The 16,171-nt window shown below is 59.3% G+C and carries 13 protein-coding genes; 3 read left to right on the forward strand and 10 right to left on the reverse strand.

The genetic code is table 11. The features are described 5' to 3' along the window. Positions 1-2: 2 nt before the first annotated feature. The 5 genes from MOV63_RS12815 to MOV63_RS12835 form a co-directional block, all read right to left on the reverse strand. Complete coding sequence (locus tag MOV63_RS12815) at positions 3-1,073, reverse strand: ABC transporter ATP-binding protein (protein ID WP_247034066.1); 1,071 nt, start codon at positions 1,071-1,073, stop codon at positions 3-5. A gap of 11 nt (positions 1,074-1,084) precedes the next feature. Next, positions 1,085-2,155, reverse strand: coding sequence for an ABC transporter ATP-binding protein (locus MOV63_RS12820; RefSeq protein ID WP_247034067.1), 1,071 nt, complete (start codon positions 2,153-2,155; stop codon positions 1,085-1,087). A gap of 40 nt (positions 2,156-2,195) precedes the next feature. Next, on the reverse strand, positions 2,196-3,710 hold the full coding sequence (gene glpD / locus MOV63_RS12825) for a glycerol-3-phosphate dehydrogenase (RefSeq protein ID WP_247034068.1): 1,515 nt from the start codon (positions 3,708-3,710) through the stop codon (positions 2,196-2,198). Positions 3,711-3,811: 101 nt separating this feature from the next. Continuing rightward, positions 3,812-4,594, reverse strand: coding sequence for a DeoR/GlpR family DNA-binding transcription regulator (locus MOV63_RS12830; RefSeq protein WP_247034069.1), 783 nt, complete (start codon positions 4,592-4,594; stop codon positions 3,812-3,814). A gap of 106 nt (positions 4,595-4,700) precedes the next feature. Beyond that, on the reverse strand, positions 4,701-5,579 hold the full coding sequence (locus MOV63_RS12835; protein ID WP_247034070.1) for an aldo/keto reductase family oxidoreductase: 879 nt from the start codon (positions 5,577-5,579) through the stop codon (positions 4,701-4,703). Positions 5,580-5,675: 96 nt separating this feature from the next. On the opposite strand from MOV63_RS12835, the gene MOV63_RS12840 reads away from it, so the two are divergent. From MOV63_RS12840 to MOV63_RS12850, 3 genes are all read left to right on the forward strand, one after another. Further along, a complete protein-coding gene (locus MOV63_RS12840; protein ID WP_247034071.1) occupies positions 5,676-6,584 on the forward strand; it encodes a LysR family transcriptional regulator in 909 nt (302 codons plus the stop codon). Between the two features lie 141 nt (positions 6,585-6,725). Then, positions 6,726-7,301 (forward strand): cysteine hydrolase family protein, encoded by a 576-nt coding sequence (locus tag MOV63_RS12845; RefSeq protein WP_247034073.1) that lies wholly within the window; start codon positions 6,726-6,728, stop codon positions 7,299-7,301. A 245-nt stretch (positions 7,302-7,546) separates the two neighbouring features. Continuing rightward, the gene (locus tag MOV63_RS12850) at positions 7,547-9,670 is read left to right on the forward strand and encodes an EAL domain-containing protein (RefSeq protein ID WP_405029330.1); all 2,124 of its coding nucleotides are present in this window, start codon (positions 7,547-7,549) and stop codon (positions 9,668-9,670) included. A gap of 25 nt (positions 9,671-9,695) precedes the next feature. Here the strand turns inward: MOV63_RS12850 and MOV63_RS12855 are convergent, their stop codons facing one another. From MOV63_RS12855 to MOV63_RS12875, 5 genes are all read right to left on the reverse strand, one after another. Beyond that, positions 9,696-11,318 carry a PAS domain-containing sensor histidine kinase gene (locus MOV63_RS12855; RefSeq protein WP_247034077.1) on the reverse strand — a complete coding sequence of 541 codons (1,623 nt, stop codon included), beginning with the start codon at positions 11,316-11,318 and terminating at the stop codon, positions 9,696-9,698. A 181-nt stretch (positions 11,319-11,499) separates the two neighbouring features. After that, positions 11,500-12,255 (reverse strand): glycosyltransferase family 2 protein, encoded by a 756-nt coding sequence (locus MOV63_RS12860; protein WP_247034079.1) that lies wholly within the window; start codon positions 12,253-12,255, stop codon positions 11,500-11,502. Between the two features lie 294 nt (positions 12,256-12,549). Next, positions 12,550-12,987, reverse strand: coding sequence for a hypothetical protein (locus MOV63_RS12865; protein ID WP_038539647.1), 438 nt, complete (start codon positions 12,985-12,987; stop codon positions 12,550-12,552). Positions 12,988-13,195: 208 nt separating this feature from the next. Then, positions 13,196-14,764, reverse strand: a complete 1,569-nt coding sequence (locus MOV63_RS12870) for a SpoVR family protein (RefSeq protein WP_247034080.1) — start codon at positions 14,762-14,764, stop codon at positions 13,196-13,198. Then, on the reverse strand, positions 14,761-16,038 hold the full coding sequence (locus MOV63_RS12875; RefSeq protein ID WP_247034082.1) for a YeaH/YhbH family protein: 1,278 nt from the start codon (positions 16,036-16,038) through the stop codon (positions 14,761-14,763). The genes MOV63_RS12870 and MOV63_RS12875 overlap by 4 nt, the downstream gene beginning before the upstream one ends. Positions 16,039-16,171: the final 133 nt, after the last annotated feature.

Consider the following 16,171-nt stretch of genomic DNA (forward strand, 5'->3'; position numbering starts at 1 on the left):
GTTCAGGCCTCCCTGCCAATGCGCCACGAATTGGCATAGATATTCAGCGCAGCGGGATCGAAGGTGACGCGAGGCTCAGCCGGAATCTCTGCATCCTCGGAAACGACAATCGCCATCGGTTGCCCCGCAAGGCTCGCGCGGACGATCCTGCGCCGGCCGATATCTTCGATGCGCGTTATCGTGACAGGCATTCCCTCCCGGCCGATGCGAATGAATTCTGGTCGAATGCCGAGCTCGACCCGGTCTCCAGCAGTAATCTTTGGTGCATGGTCGAGGGCGATTGTCTCACCACCGAGCGTGATCGTGCTGCCATGGACCTCGGCGGGCATCACGTTCATGCCGGGCGAGCCGATGAAATAACCAACGAACGTATGGCTCGGTCGCTCGAAGAGTTCGGCCGGCGTTCCGATCTGAACGATCTGCCCGTCGTACATCACGACAACTTTGTCCGCGAAGGTGAGCGCCTCCGTCTGATCATGGGTGACATAGACCATGGTGAAGCCGAATTGCTTGTGGAAGCGCTTCAACTGGGAGCGGAGCACCCATTTCATGTGCGGATCGATGACTGTCAGGGGTTCATCGAAAAGGATCGCGTTGACGTCGTTGCGGACGAGACCTCTTCCGAGCGAAATCTTTTGTTTCTGATCGGCCGTGAGCCGCTGGGCCTTGCGGTTCGACCAGTCGGAGAGATCGATGATGTCAAGCATCTCGCGGACGCGGCGATCGACATCCGGCTCGGCGATGCCTCGGTTGCGCAAGGGAAATGCCAGGTTGTCGTAAACGGTCATCGTGTCGTAGATTACCGGAAACTGGAAAACCTGGGCGATGTTGCGTTCCTGCGTGGAAAGATTGGTGACGTCGTTGCCATCGAACAGAATACGACCGTGGGACGGCTGCAGCAGGCCGGAAATGATGTTCAGCAGGGTGGTCTTGCCGCAGCCGGAGGGGCCGAGCAGGGCGTAGGCACCACCATCGGCCCATTCGTGATCGACTTCGCGCAGCGCGTAGGCCGCGTCGGATTTCGGATTGGGACCGTAGGCGTGGCGGATGTGATCGAGCGTGATGCGTGCCATGTTCCCCTCCTTCAAGCCGCCGCCGCGATGGCGCGGCCGTCTGTTCCGAAAGCCATCAGATGACGGGTATCCAGGAAGAGCTCGATTTCGGTATCCGGGTCGATGTCGTGGATGCCGGGAGCGAGCATGACCCAGCGCACGCCATTATAGTGCATGTGCACGAAGCTTTCGGAGCCGGTGATTTCCGAGATCTGCGTTTGAGCCTTGAGCCTCGCTGCGTTGCCTGTCTGCGCCGTGAGCCCCAGGTGATGGGGATGAAAGGCGATCGTCACCGGGCCGTCCGGCACACTGGAGAGATGCGACGGCACGGCAAGGCTGTCTGTTCCCTGATACTGGAATGAGCCGCCGGACTTGATCACATCGATGAAGTTAAGTGGGGGATCGGCAAATGTCTTGGCAGTCACGAGGTCTGCCGGGCGACGATAGACCTCGATCGTCGGCCCGAACTGCGTGATCCGTCCTTCCGAGAGTGTCGCCGTATTGCCGCCGAGCAGCAAGGCTTCGGAGGGTTCGGTCGTCGCATAAACGAAGATGGCACCGGATTGCGCGAAGATCTTCGGTAATTCCTCACGCAATTCTTCGCGAAGCTTGTAGTCGAGATTGGCCAATGGCTCGTCCATCAGCACCAGGCTGGCATTCTTGACGAGGGCGCGGGCAAGCGCCGTCCGCTGCTGCTGCCCACCCGAAAGATTGAGCGGCGTCCGATCGAGATAAGGCGTCAATCTCAGCAGTTCCGCCGCCTTGCGGACTTCGCGGTCGATCGTCGTTGCGTCCTTGCCTGCAATCCGCATTGGCGAAGCGATGTTTTCGTAAACGGTCAGGGCCGGATAATTGATGAACTGCTGATAGACCATCGCGACATTGCGCTTTTGCACCGCAATCCCGGTGACGTCGACGCCGTCGAAATACACGGAGCCGCTGGTGGGACGGTCCAGCCCGGCCATCAATCGCATGAGTGACGTCTTGCCCGACAGCGTCGGGCCAAGCAATACGTTCAGCGAGCCGCGATCCAGTGCAAGATTGGTCGGATGAATATGATATTCACCACCCACCATCTTGGCGACGTTGCGCATTTCCAGCATTCGAGTTCCCGTGCCTCCTCACACCGGGAACACATGCCGCTTATCCGGCCATTTTTGCCGGTATAGCGGCCATGTACTCCTCCAGATACTCTTTCTCAGTTTCGCTCAGCCGCAAACCGTCTTTGGTTCTCCTCCAGAGCACGTCCTGCGCACTCATGGCCCATTCCCGGTCGATAAGATATTTGACCTCCGCTTCGTAGAGATCGCCGCCGAAGTGGTGGCCAAGATCCTCCATCTTGGCCGCCCTGTCGAGGATCATCCCGGCGCGGGTTCCATACCGGCGCACCAGTCGCCGCGCATGCCGTTCCTCCAGAAATGGATAGCGTGCCTTGAGTTTCGCTACTTCTTCCTCGTAACCCTGGGCCTCAAAATCGCCGCCCGGCAGGTGGCTCTTCGCCGTCCAGGGCCGGCCTTTTGCTCCGATCGCTTCGGCGATCTTCTCGAGCGCATGTTCCGAAAGCCGGCGATAGGTGGTCAGCTTGCCGCCGAACACGTTGAGCAACGGCGCGCCCTGGGTGTCGTCGAGCTTCAGCACATAGTCGCGCGTTGCTTCCTGCGCCTTTGAGGCGCCGTCGTCGAAAAGCGGGCGAACCGCCGAATAGGTCCAGACGATGTCTGCCGGCCGCACCGGCTCCCGAAAATACTCGCTCGCTGCATTGCAGAGATAGGTCGTCTCCTCTTCGGAGATTTTCACGTCTCTCGGATTGCCGGAATAGTCCCGGTCGGTGGTGCCGATAAGGGTGAAGTCGTTTTCGTAAGGGATCGCGAAAATGATGCGATTGTCCCGGTTCTGAAAGAAATAGGCCCGGGATCCTTCGAACTTCTTTTTCACCACGATATGGCTGCCCTGGACAAGGCGGACATGACGGGCGTCATTGTCGCCGAGCGCTTCGCGGATTACCTGATCCACCCACGGACCTGCGGCATTCACCAGCATGCGGGCCTTGTAGGTCTCTGTCCTTCCCGTGCGGGCGCCGACGGTCTCGATCATCCAGAGGCCGCCTTCCCGACGGGCGGCAACCACGCGGGTGCGCGGCAGGATCAAAGCGCCGCGATCGGCCGCATCCCGAGCGTTCAGCACCACCATCCGGGCATCGTCGACCCAGCCGTCGGAATATTCGAATGCCTTGGTAAAAAGCGGCTTCAGAGGCTTTCCGGCCGGATCGGTACGCATGTCGAGCACGGCCGTCGGCGGCAGCAGCTTTCGACCGCCGAGATGATCGTAGAGAAACAGGCCGAGCCGGATCAGCCAAGCCGGGCGGATACCGCCCTTGTGGTATGGTAGGACGAAGCGCAGCGGCCAGATGATGTGCGGTGCCATCGCCCAGAGGGTTTCGCGCTCCATCAGCGATTCCCGCACCAGCCTGAATTCGTAATGTTCGAGATAACGCAGGCCGCCATGGATGAGTTTGGTGGCGCCGGAGGAGGTGCCCGAGGCAAAATCGTCCATCTCCGCAAGTGCCACGGAATAACCGCGCCCGGCCGCATCACGTGCAATGCCGCAACCGTTGATGCCGCCGCCGATCACGAAGATGTCGTGGATTTCCTCGCCCATCATTCCCCTCGCTGAACCGAAATGGACAGCAATCCACAAACGTTGTGAACCTAAAGTGGATTAAATCGAAAATATTCCGAATGTCAAATGAAACCCCGGGGCTATAAATCCAATTCCTCGTCTTTCGAAGTTTCCACGAGGGCCACACCGTTCACGAGGCATACATCTCGGATCGACGGCGAAGGGCAACGGTCGGTGATAAAGGTTTGAACCTGCGAGATCTGTCCGATGCGCACGGGTGCGGTGCGCTCGAATTTTGTCGAGTCGGCGACCAGGATCACGTGTCTGGCATTGGCGATGATTGCCTGGGCAACCTTCACTTCGCGAAAATCATAATCGAGAAGGGCACCATCCGGATCGATCGCCGAAACGCCGATGATCGCATAGTCGACCTTGAACTGGCGAATGAAGTCGACTGCGGCTTCACCTACAATGCCACCGTCTGACTGACGAACGACACCACCGGCAATGACCACCTCGATTTCGTCCAGAAGGCGCAACCTGTTGGCAACGTTGATGTTGTTGGTGATCACCATCAGTTCTCGATGATTGACCAGCGCCTCGCTGACCGCCTCCGTGGTGGTGCCGATATTGATGAAGAGCGAGGCGTTGTCCGGAATGAGATTGGCGGCGGCGACGCCGATCGCCTGCTTTTCCGCCGCCGCGATCTGCCGGCGCGCGTCGTAACGGACATTCTCATTGCTGCGGGGAAGGGTGGCGCCGCCGTGGATACGGGTCAGAATTTGCTTGTCGCATAGATCATTCAGATCTTTGCGGATCGTCTGCGAGGTTACCGAAAACGTTGCTGCCAAGTCGTCGACGAGGACCCGACCCGCAGTTTTCGCGCGTTCGACAATCTTCGCCTGGCGGTCCGTAATAAACATCCGACCCCTCCGTTTCGCTTTTCTTTCACTTCTAACGAAAGCGCGCGTGAAGGCAAAGGCCGTAGACCGATTTTTCGGGGTCGGATGCGAGTGCGGTCTGAAGTCTTCAGTCGGCGCGGGCGCCGGATACGCCTTCGAGTTCCGTCATCACGGCGTCCGACAGCTGCAGTTCAGCCGCGGCGAGATTTTCACGCAGGTGGGCCACGGACGAGGTTCCCGGGATGAGCAGGATATTCGGTGCCCGACGCAGCAACCAGGCAAGTGCGACCTGCATCGGCGTCGCGCCCAGGCGCTGGGCAACGTCCGACAGGATCGACGACTGGAGCGGGCTGAAGCCTCCGAGCGGGAAGAACGGCACATAGGCGATACCATCGCGAGCGAGATCGTCGATCATGGCATCGTCTTGCCGATGGGCGAGATTATACTGGTTCTGCACACAGACGATCTTGGCGATCCGCTGACCCTCGGCTACCTGCGTCGGCGTCACGTTGCTGAGCCCGATATGGCGAACAAGCCCCTTGCGCTGCAGTTCGGCCAGAGCCGTCAGGGGCGCTTCGATCGAGCCTTCTGCCGGGCCGTGGACATCGAACATGATACGCAGGTTGACGACGTCCATGGCGTCGAGACCAAGATTGCGCAGGTTGTCGTGGACGGCCTGAGTCAGCTGGTCGGCTGAAAATGCCGGGTTCCATGAACCGTCATCCCCGCGCACGGCGCCGATTTTGGTCACGATCACCAGGTCATCGGGATACGGATGAAGCGCCTCCCGGATGATTTGATTGGTCACATGCGGACCGTAAAAATCGCTGGTATCGATATGATCGACCCCAGCCGCAACCGCTTCGCGCAATACCGCCACTGCTGCGTCGTGATCTTTCGGCGGCCCGAACACACCCTTGCCCGCAAGCTGCATGGCGCCGTAGCCGAGCCGTTTCACGTTGCGGTCGCCGAGGATAAATGTGCCTGCCTGATCAATATTCGACATGGGAATATCTCCTGTTCAAGATGATGTGGATATAGGCCTTGAGAGGCCGCACGAAAATCCGCTACAATCGGCACAGGCCGTGCGGAATTTCGAACGATGAAAATCGACCTAGGTGATCTGAATGCTTTTGTGGCGGTGGCGCGCGCTGGTGGGTTTCGCGAGGGCGCGCGTGCCACAGGCAGCAGCGCATCAGGATTGAGCGAGGCGGTGCGGCGGGTCGAGGCGCAACTGGGGGTGCGGCTCCTCAATCGCACGACACGCAGCGTGGTGCCGACGGAGGCAGGGGCAGGTCTCCTGGCTCGGCTGACCCCGGCGCTTACCGAGGTCGACGCTGCCCTCGACGTCATTAACAGGTTTCGCGACAAGCCTGCCGGCGCGTTGCGTCTCAATGTACCGGTCAGCGCCGCCCGATTGGTGCTCCCGGCGATCATCCCGGCGTTCCTCGCGGCCTATCCCGACATACGGCTCGAAATCGTCGCCGATGACAATTTCGTCGACGTGCTGGCTGCCGGATGCGACGCCGGCATCCGCTACGACGAGCGGTTGGAGCAGGACATGATTGCGGTGCCGATCGGTCCGCGGCTGCAGCGCTTCGCGGCCGCGGCATCCCCGGCATATCTCGATCGCCATGGCCGCCCCGATCATCCCCGCGATCTGCTTGGCCATGCCTGTATCCGCGGGCGTTTTACGAGCGGCGCAATGATGCTGTGGGAATTCGAGCGGGACGGCGAAGTGGTGCGGGTCGATCCGACAGGACCGCTGATCGTGCAGGTGGGTGCGGCAACCGATCTTGCCGTCGATGCAGCGATTGCCGGCGCCGGTGTCATATCGCTGTTCGAGGACTGGCTGCGGCCCCATCTCGACAACGGCTCACTCGAACCCGTGCTCGAGCCATGGTGGCAGCAATTCTCCGGTCCATTTCTCTATTACCCCGGCCGGCGGCTCGTACCAGCGCCGCTGCGGGCCTTCATCGATTTCGTTAAGGTTTCGTCCAGCCAACGGTGACGAGCGCGAAGCGCGTATTTAGCGTCAATCGCAGGACATTTCCGATATCGAATCTCCATTCGCCGGCATCAAATCCTGCTGTCCGTCGCCGACCGGAACCACGTTCCAGATCGGGCGTTGAGGAGGCGCGCGGAGAATGAAATGGCTGGCAATTGGATTCATCTTTGCATCGACATGCAGCGGATGTTCGCTGAAGACACCCCATGGCACGTGCCCTGGATGCGCGAGGTATCGCCGCAGATCCAGGAACTATCCGGCCGCCATCCCGAGAATACCATCTTTACCAGGTTCGTGACGCCGACGCGCCCCGAAACGATGGAGGGGATGTGGCGTGTGTATTATGAAAAGTGGCGGATGATGACGCGCGAGCATCTCGATCCGGGCCTTGTCGACCTGATCCCCTCGTTGAAGCTCTTTGTCCCTCCTGCGGGCATATTTGACAAGATGACTTATTCTCCCTGGGTAAGCGGAGAGTTGCACCGAATGCTGCTGAAGAAGCGTATCGAAACCGTGGTCCTGACCGGTGGCGAGACCGACGTTTGCGTCCTCGCCACAGCGCTTGGCGCCATCGATCTTGGGTACCGCGTGGTCGTGCTGAAGGATGCCGTCTGCAGCGGAGCCGACGACACACATGATGCGTCGCTCGAACTTCTGGGAGACCGCTTCTCCGTTCAGCTGCGCATAGCAACCACCGAACAATTCCTGCGAGAGCTGTAGAGTGCTGGTGCGCCTTGGGAATGTTCGTAGGATGAGAGTTCGCTCTGCGGAACTCCCTCCTGCCATGCCGAGCGGCCTGCCCCATTTCATTACCCGGGGTGAGTTCTCTGTCGAGAGATTAACGAGGTGTTGACTAAGTGCTTTAGCGATTTTTAATATTCGTACATGCTATTGGATCCGTGCAGCGCAATGCGGACATGACGTCTTCTGCAGCCTTGGGCAATTCAATAAAGCTGGGATCTGTCATGCTCGCACGCCGACCGAAGGAGAGCCGTGAAGGCTACTCCGTTTTCATTGCCACCTCGCTACTCCTTCTTGTCGCCGTGATCCTTGGCGGCATGGGTGCTCATGTCGTTGACCGCATGCGCAGTTCTGCAAATGCGCTCGATGACAACAGAGCCATATTGGCGGCAGAGGCTGCCGTCTCGTCCTTCAAGGGGAAACTTGCAGCAACGGTGCGGGACAATGCCGTTTGGGATGAGGCCTACAAGGCGATAACGCAAGGGGATCGCGACGCTTGGACTTATGAGAATTGGGGCAAGACCAGCGCGGACTACGCGCTCTATGACGGGGTCGTGCTGACAGCCCCGGCAGGCGGTAAGAGCATCGCCTATCTTAAAGCCAATATAATAGATCCGAACGAATATCTTGGTGCAAAATTTCGTGGGCAAACGGAATCAGCCGCTCGGCCCGGCATGGACCCTACCGTCAACTTCTTCAGAAACGGCGACGATATCATTGCAGTGGCGTCGGAGGCGGTTCAGCCGTTCGGATCGAAGGTTGAGGATTCGCAGTACTATGTCCTCAGCTTCTTCAAGACCCTGACTTCCGAAGTCGTGGCTGAAATGGCCAAGGATCATCAGCTCCCGGAACTCCACATAACCTACGGTCCGGCGGGTGATCTCCTGAATTTGCCGCTCATGGATGTCGATGGAGTTGAAGTCGTGCGTTTGGCTTGGCCAAGCGCCGCTCCCGGGAATACGATTTTCGATGCGGTGCGCCCCTTTATTGCCGCAGCGATTGCCATCCTTGGCGTTTATTTGGTGGGCGTTCTGTATGCAGGCTGGTCAGAAACGCGTCGCTTGAAGAGTTTGGCCGATCGCGCCCGGCATGAGGCCACGCACGATAGTCTCAGCGGTCTCTTGAACAGGCTCGGTCTGATCGAGGGACTGGACCGGCTGATGCAGGCTAACAAGAGCCAGATGCTGGTTTTGCACCTCATCGATCTCGACGGCTTCAAGGCCGTCAACGATGCCTGGGGGCATGCGATCGGCGATCAGCTGATCAGGCTGGTGGCAGAAGCCCTGCGTGATATTCATCCCGACGCCGCTGGTGTCGCGCGATTGGGCGGCGATGAATTCGCTCTTATCCAGCTGGGCTCCACCAACCTCGCCGAGCTCGACGATCAACTTCTTGAACGTCTCAAAAAGCCGTTTCTCATCGAAGGCCGCACGATCGAAATCGGGGCGAGCATCGGGGTTGCTTCCCGTGACGACGCAGAGGATGCGCATGAACTCCTTCGTCGGGCGGACATGGCCCTTTATGAAGCGAAGGAAACGGGCAGGGGATGCGCGGTCACCTATCATCCGGATCTTGACCGCCAGCGCGAGAAGATCGCGGCGTTGGAAAGTGAGCTTCGGCGCGCACTTCAGAAGGATGAGATCCAACCGGTCTTCCAGCCCCTGGCTTCGGCTGCCTCCGGAGACATCACAGGCGTGGAGGCGCTGGCAAGATGGAGGCGCGCGGAAGGAGCAATCGGCCCGGACGCCTTCATACCGTTGGCGGAGAAATGTGGATTGATCGATACCCTGGGCCTCCAGATGCTTCGAAAGTCCATCGTGGCGTCGAAGGCGTGGGCTCCGCTTTCCTTGTCGGTCAATGTCTCTCCGATCCAGCTGTGCAACCCGAACTTTGCGGGGGACGTGCTCGCCGTTCTGGAAGAGGAAGGGTTTGACCCTTCCCGACTGACACTGGAGATCACCGAAGCGGTTCTGATGTCGAACCCTGAGCAGGCGCGGCGCTCCATCACCGCCCTGAAATCGGCCGGCATCCGTTTTGCCCTCGATGATTTTGGTGCAGGTTACGCCAGTATCGGCACGCTACGTGAATTCGGCTTCGACCGGATGAAGATCGATCGCTCCCTGGTCCAAGCCATGGATGACGGCAGCACTGGCCGGAACGTCCTGACGGCCACGATCTCCTTGGCTATGGCGCTCGGAATTCCGGTCACTGCGGAAGGCATCGAATCCGCCGATCAGGCGGACGCCCTTCGAGTTGCCGGTTGCGATCAGCTGCAAGGCTACCTGGTGGGCAGACCCATGGGACGGGACGAACTTGTATCCTGGCTTGCTTCATCGATTGCTGCGTAAAGGGCTCTTCCCGTGACGCGAAGCCCTACGCCGACTGCTGTTGCCTGACTTCTTCGAACGGCAGATCGACCGTGAAGGTCGTGCCTCGGCCCAGAATGCTCCGGACTGAGATCGACCCTCCGTGCAACTCGACAATTTCCTTGACGATATTGAGACCGATCCCCGTTCCCGCGATTCCGGTGGCGCTGCGGGCGCGAAAGTAAGGTTCGAACAGTTTCGGCAGGTCGTCGGCATCCATGCCGATGCCGGAGTCGGTGACGCCGACAATAACTCGCCCACCGTCCTTCCATCCGCTGACATGAATGTCGGAACCGGCGGGTGAATATTTGACCGCGTTCGACAACAGATTGGAAAAGACCCGCTCTATCGCGTCCCTGTCGATCATCTGCAGCGCTGGAATTGCATCGAGATTGTGGCTGATCGTGTGACTTTTGCTGAGTTCGGCTCGGCTTGCGATGCATTGACGAAGTATAGCGCTGAGCGAACTGGCTTGTTTGTTGATGGCAATGGTCCCGGTCTCCAACCGCCCGGCGGCGAGGATGCTTTCCATCAGCTCGACCATGCGGGCGACTGCGCCCTTGATCTGCAAGGCCTTGCCTTCCAGGAACTGTGGAGTCACAGCCATCTTTGTCCGCGTAAGCCGCTGAGCCGCTCCGTCGATCACGGCCAAAGGCGTCCTGAACTCGTGCGATATCATCCCGACGAAACGGCGCTGCAGCGCATTGATACCCCGTTCGTGCTGGAGAAGTCGGTCCAGCTCAATATTCTTTTCCTGAACTTCCGCCGTTCGGTCCAGAACGATCTTTTCGAGCTCGTCCCGATGCTGGCGCAGTCTCCGCTCGCTGGACTGAAGCGCCTTGAGGGCAAGTTGTCGGTCATGGACGTCTTCAAGGAGCCCATACCAGCGGACGACCCCGCCGTTGCCATCGAGCCGAGCTGCCGCGCGGTTCCGATACCACCGATACCGCCCCCTCGCTGTCCCGATCCTGTAGATCATGTCGAACGGTGCGCCGGTCTTGACCGAGGATCCCCATTTGGCAATGACCTCAGGCAGGTCCTTCGGGTGCAAGGTCTTCTCCCACCCGCGCCCCAGGGCTTCGCCGACTTCCCGTCCGGAGGCGTTCTGCCACCCTGGGCCGACCTCGACGACATTCCCCAGCGCGTCGGCTAACCACGGTGTCTGGGGATGCAGCTCAATGAGAGAGCGATAATGTTCCTCACTTGCCCGCAGGACCTTCTCGGCATGGCGGAGCTCCGTAATGTCGGAAATAACGACAATCAGGACCGGCTTCTTCCCCGCAGCCGTTGGCACGAAGGACCGCCGCTTGTGCGTCAGAAGCGTCCGGGCCGAACCATCCGGACCGGTGACATTCTCCTCGAACAGCCGCTCCTCACCGGTAGCCAGCACTCCCGCATCCATCTCTCGGATCCGTTCGGCTTCGCCTGCGGGCAAGAAGTCGCGGTCGGTACAGCCGAGTATGTCGCCGAGGCCGACGCCGAACATCCCGCACGCCTTGCTGTTGAGGAACAGGAAGCGTGACTCTTCGTCCTTGATGATCGTGGGTCTCGGGGCGCCTTCGAAAAGGTCTTCCAAAAGTTCGCGATGAGATGTGTGCAGATCAGGTCCGATGGCGGAGTCTTGGTTCATTCGCAAGGGTCCAGATCTACTCGCGTAATTTGATCGGTGCCTAATGTACAATCGGAGCGTTACCGAATGCTGAAACCAAGGGGGGCTATTTTAGCCGAAGAGAAATCGAAGAGAGACCTGAATATGGCGGTTTTTCACCCATGCCGAATTGCTCAGGACGTCCTTGTCGTGGCACCTAAAATCATTCCTCGACCCAATAGGAAGTCGTATTCTCGATGACTTTTTTGATCTTGCGGTTGTCTCTCCATTCTCGTCCGGTGTCACGGATGACCGGTGTCTGCCGGGGAGAAAAAATATAGTTCTTATGCGGCGCCGCCAACCGCTCCAGTTCTGCGTTGACGCCGGAATAGAATTGTTTTTCCGGATCTCGCGAGGCGTCCATCAGGCCGGAAGCCTGCCGGGCGAAAGAACCGTGAAGAATGGAAGGCGACGTCGTGAATTTCGGAAAAGTCCGAAACAGCGGGATTTTAATGCCGAGAAACCGTGCATATTCGTTTCTCTCGTGAAGATGGCCGTCTTTCGCGATGTTCCAGTTCTGGTCAGCCGTGTGAAAGGATACCTGCATTACGGCGGGATCTGCAAACGGAGCAAAAATCTCCTCGCCGAGATCCGTCAGCGCGATCCAGTCGTCTTCGAGGTGGAACACGTAATCCGACTGCGTATTGGACCAGAGACGCTTGACCGCAGCGCCAAATCCAGGCTCGCTGGGTCTAAAGAAGGAAGCTGACGGAAGGTAGTTCGAGACGACCCGCAGGCACTCGGCCTCATCCTCTTCGGTTCCGAAGATCGGATCCATGTTGACGAGGACATTCGAGACGGAGAAATGAGCAAAGCAGCGCTTTGAAAAACTTTCCAATGTCTGCTCAAGCAAATCCGGCCTTCTGCCGGCAACGATGCACAAATCCAGACTAAAATTCGCCAACGCAGCATATCCCACTGAAACCGGAGCTCTTTAGAGTTCGGTCCAAATACCATAGTGGCGGCAAGGTCGCCACCTTCTGGGGACATGCAGTCCTCTCGCCCACAACGGTGTGGGTTACGACGCAAACTTCTCACGCCGCGCGTGGTCGCAGCGGTCAAAATGGATCGACAAGGGCCGCACCGGCCGCCTCGTTCTTTCAGGACGCGGCATCAACCATCGGCCGTTCCCGCAACGGCAAGCGGCAACGCCGAGGCATCGGGCAATCGCCCAGCAAGGCGCAGTCTGATCGTGTTCGACGAAGCGACAAGGCTACCTTCTGAAGAAAGAAGCCAGGTATGCAAGGGGGCCGCTGGATCTGCGGGTGGCGATGGACCGCACCTGATGGGCGACGGTGCTTGCGCTCACATGCGCTCCGAAGTGGCAGAAGCAGACCAGTTTGTGGATCTGTCGGTCTGACAGTTCAAAAAACCGCCTGGCTTCCCCATAGGTGTCGTCTCTCATCCCCGCGGCGCGCAGCACGGGATCCCCGAACGCGACAGCAATCGCCGTCCCGTCGCCGCGCATGGCGGCCCTTATTTCATCCGGCTGGTATTCGGTTTCCCGAAATGTCGAAAGGGATCGGTCGGGGTTGAGCTCAAGAATCTCGGCCCACCGTTCGAGCCGTTCGCTGCTGGACATCTGGAAGTCGGGATAGCTGCGGTTTATCCTGGCGATAGTCTTCAGCTGATCGACTGCACGTTGCTCCATTACGGCCTCCTATTTGAACAAAATAGATGCCCGTCGCCCAGACGTTATTTTGATCCTGACCGCTTTTGATGTCCAATCACGATTGTCCATCGGCAGGAGATCCGGCCGCTCCTGTAATCAAAGTTGATGAGCGGGGATCAACGTCGCCATAACGTCCCGCCGCGCCTGGAGTTGCCGGATCGGCAGAGACCTGCCTCGTGCGCTGTCGTCAGGAGAAAAGGTCACCCTTATGAAGGATTTCGCGGGGATGGGCGGCATGTTCCTTCACCACCTTCTCGGCGCTGTCGATTTCCTGCAGCATGACGTCGTATCCCCACAGATCCGCCAGATGTTGCAGAACCTGCCGGGTCTCGCTGTCCTCGAGAACCCAGTCGTTCGGCGCCCGGTGCTGCAGGAGAAGGCGGCGGTCGCCGGCGAGATCGACATCGATGATGTCGATCCTCGGATCGGTCCAGCCGATATCGTATTCGCGCGCCAGCTGGCGGCGGACGCGCTTGTAGCCGCGCTCGTCGTGGATCGCCGAAACCAGAATCCCTTCGCTCATCTGCGGATCGTCGTAGAGCTGGAAAAGGCGCCACTTGCGGATCAGGTGCGGGCTCAGGAACTGGCTGATAAAGCTCTCGTCGCGATAGTCGGCCCAGATGCCGCGCAGGACCTGCATCGGATCTCCGCGGCCGGCGATATCCGGGAACCATTCGCGATCCTCGTCGGTCGGCTTGGTCACGATCCGCTCGATATCCTGCATCATGGCGAAGCCGATGGCATAGGGATTGAAGCCGGAGAAACGCCGATCGTCATAGGTCGGCTGGAACACGACATTGGTATGTGATTTCAGGAATTCGAAATAGTTGCCGTCGCTGATCTGCCCGCGGTCGTGCAGCCTTTCCATGATCTGGTAATGGACATAGGTCGCCGTCCCCTCGTTCATCACCTTGGTCTGGCGCTGCGGATGGAAATATTGTGCGACGTGGCGGACGATGCGCAGGATTTCCCGTTGCCATGGTTGCAGCCGGGGCGAGGACTTTTCCAGGAAGTAGAGCAGATTGTCCTGCGGCAGGCCGAGCGCTGCGCGCCGTCTTTCGAGATCGACATCGGCCGCATCGCGTTTGCGGCCCGTCGGCACCGTGCGCCAGAGATCGTTGAACATCTGTTCTTCATGGGCGCGCCGTTCCAGCTGGCGTTTTTCCTCCTGGCGCAGGTCGAGCCTCGTCTTGCCGGCATAACGGTGTACGCCATGCGACATCAGAGCATGGGCCGCGTCGAGGGTCCGCTCGACGGCTGTTTCGCCGTAACGCTCTTCGCAGCGGGCGATATAGCCCTTGGCGAAATCGAGATAGTCGAGAATGCCCTCGGCATCCGTCCACAGCTTGAAGAGATAGTTGTTCTTGAAGAAATGGTTATGACCGAAGGCCGCATGGGCGATCACCAGGGTCTGCATCGTCGCGGTGTTCTCCTCCATCAGGTAGGAGATGCAGGGCGACGAGTTGATGACGATCTCATAGGCGAGATCCCGCATGCCGCGGCGGTAGAAGGCTTCGTGATGGGCGAAATGTTTGCCGAACGACCAGTGCCGGTAAAACAGCGGCATGCCCGTCGACGAATAGGCATCCAGCATCTGCTCGGCGGTGATCACCTCGATCTGGTTCGGATAGACGTCGAGCCCGAGTTCCCCGATCGCGATTTCCTCGCAGGCATCGTGGATACGCTGGAGCGTCGTGAAATCCCAGTCCGCGCCTTCGAAGAGCAGTCGATCCTTCTGCATAGCCGCCTGAGTCATGGCACCGCCTTCGTCTGTGTCGAACGCTTCTGGAAGAGATCGTGGAAGACCGGAAAAATCTCGTTCTTGCGGCAGACCTTGCGCATCGCAAGCGTTGCCGAACCGGACCGGATGCTTTCATAAAGGCGCCAGAGAGGGGAATTCGATACCGAGGAATCGCCACCCTCTTCATCGACCTCAATATAGGCGAAGTACTGGCAGAGCGGCAAAATCTCGTGTCTCAGCAGATGGCCGGCCGGAGCTTCGTCCCGATAGGAGTTGTCGCCATCCGAGGCCTGCGCGGCGTAGATGTTCCATTCGGTGGGGTCGAAGCGTGAAGCGATGATGGAGCGCATCGCCGCAAGTGCGCTCGATACCAGCGTGCCGCCCGTCGCCTGGCCGTAGAAGAAGGTCTCCTCGTCGACCTCCTCGGCCTTCTCGGTGTGGCGGATGAAGACGATCTCGACCTTCTCGTAACGCTGCGAGAGGAACAGATAGAGCAGCAGGTAGAAGCGCTTGGCCAGATCCTTCATGTGCTCCGACATCGATCCGGAGACGTCCATCAGGCAGAACATCACCGCCTTAGCAACCGGCTTCGGCTCGTTGTCGAAACGACGATAGCGAACGTCGAGCGGATCGACATAGGGAATGCGCCGGATCCTGTCCGTCAGCGACTTGAGTTCCGCCTCCAGCGACAGGCGCGTCTCCTCGTTCTCAGATTCGTCGATCTGGCGCTGCAGCGCCTCGATCTCGGCAGGCTTGGGGCGCTTGAGGGCGATGCGTCGCATCATCGCGAGCCGCGTCGTCCGGTCGATGGAGAGATTGGAAGGGGAGCCCGAAATGGAGTAGCCGGCCCGCACTGGGCTCATCTCCTCGGTCTCGCTGAGCCGTCGCTTGGCGAGTTCGGGCAGTTCGAGGTCATCCAGAAAAACCGAGAGGAATTCTTCGCGCGTCAGAACGAAGCGGAAGCCGTCTTCACCATCGCCCTGGCCGGCCTCCTTGGGTCTGCCGGCACCCTGGCCGGGTGGGCGGGGAATGATATCGCCTTCGACGAAGGCCCGGTTGCCGGGCAGGACATGATCCGTAATCCCGCCTTCGGCCCGGCGAAAACTCGGCTCGCCCATGCCGCCGATCGGGAGGCTGACTTCGCCGCCATCGAGTACATCACGGATACTGCGGCTTTGCAGGGATCGCCTGACTGCTTGCTGCACGGCGTCCTTTGCGCGCCGCAGAAACCGCTGTCGATTTTCCAAACTTTTACCGCGCGGGTTCAGCCGCCGGTCGATGATGTGCATGTTGGCTCCTGCATGAGCATTAGGGTCTGTACTCAACTAGGTTTCGGACGCCGCACAACCCAGTATGCCACAATCCTACGTCCTGTCGTCACACACAATGATGGAGATGACGTCCACCTTTGTGTGTTTAAGG

The organism is Neorhizobium sp. SHOUNA12A (genome assembly GCF_023006505.1).
GTDB lineage: Bacteria > Pseudomonadota > Alphaproteobacteria > Rhizobiales > Rhizobiaceae > Neorhizobium.

Excerpts from the sequence above, each read along its gene's own strand:
- MOV63_RS12865 (WP_038539647.1), bottom strand. The coding sequence starts at position 12,987 with ATGGAGCAACGTGCAGTCGATCAGCTGAAGACTATCGCCAGGATAAAC.
- MOV63_RS12870 (WP_247034080.1), bottom strand. The coding sequence starts at position 14,764 with ATGACTCAGGCGGCTATGCAGAAGGATCGACTGCTCTTCGAAGGCGCG.
- MOV63_RS12815 (WP_247034066.1), bottom strand. The coding sequence starts at position 1,073 with ATGGCACGCATCACGCTCGATCACATCCGCCACGCCTACGGTCCCAAT.
- glpD (WP_247034068.1), bottom strand. The coding sequence starts at position 3,710 with ATGGGCGAGGAAATCCACGACATCTTCGTGATCGGCGGCGGCATCAAC.
- MOV63_RS12855 (WP_247034077.1), bottom strand. The coding sequence starts at position 11,318 with ATGAACCAAGACTCCGCCATCGGACCTGATCTGCACACATCTCATCGC.
- MOV63_RS12835 (WP_247034070.1), bottom strand. The coding sequence starts at position 5,579 with ATGTCGAATATTGATCAGGCAGGCACATTTATCCTCGGCGACCGCAAC.
- MOV63_RS12850 (WP_405029330.1), top strand. The coding sequence starts at position 7,547 with ATGCTCGCACGCCGACCGAAGGAGAGCCGTGAAGGCTACTCCGTTTTC.
- MOV63_RS12820 (WP_247034067.1), bottom strand. The coding sequence starts at position 2,155 with ATGCTGGAAATGCGCAACGTCGCCAAGATGGTGGGTGGTGAATATCAT.
- MOV63_RS12875 (WP_247034082.1), bottom strand. The coding sequence starts at position 16,038 with ATGCACATCATCGACCGGCGGCTGAACCCGCGCGGTAAAAGTTTGGAA.
- MOV63_RS12840 (WP_247034071.1), top strand. The coding sequence starts at position 5,676 with ATGAAAATCGACCTAGGTGATCTGAATGCTTTTGTGGCGGTGGCGCGC.
- MOV63_RS12830 (WP_247034069.1), bottom strand. The coding sequence starts at position 4,594 with ATGTTTATTACGGACCGCCAGGCGAAGATTGTCGAACGCGCGAAAACT.
- MOV63_RS12845 (WP_247034073.1), top strand. The coding sequence starts at position 6,726 with ATGGCTGGCAATTGGATTCATCTTTGCATCGACATGCAGCGGATGTTC.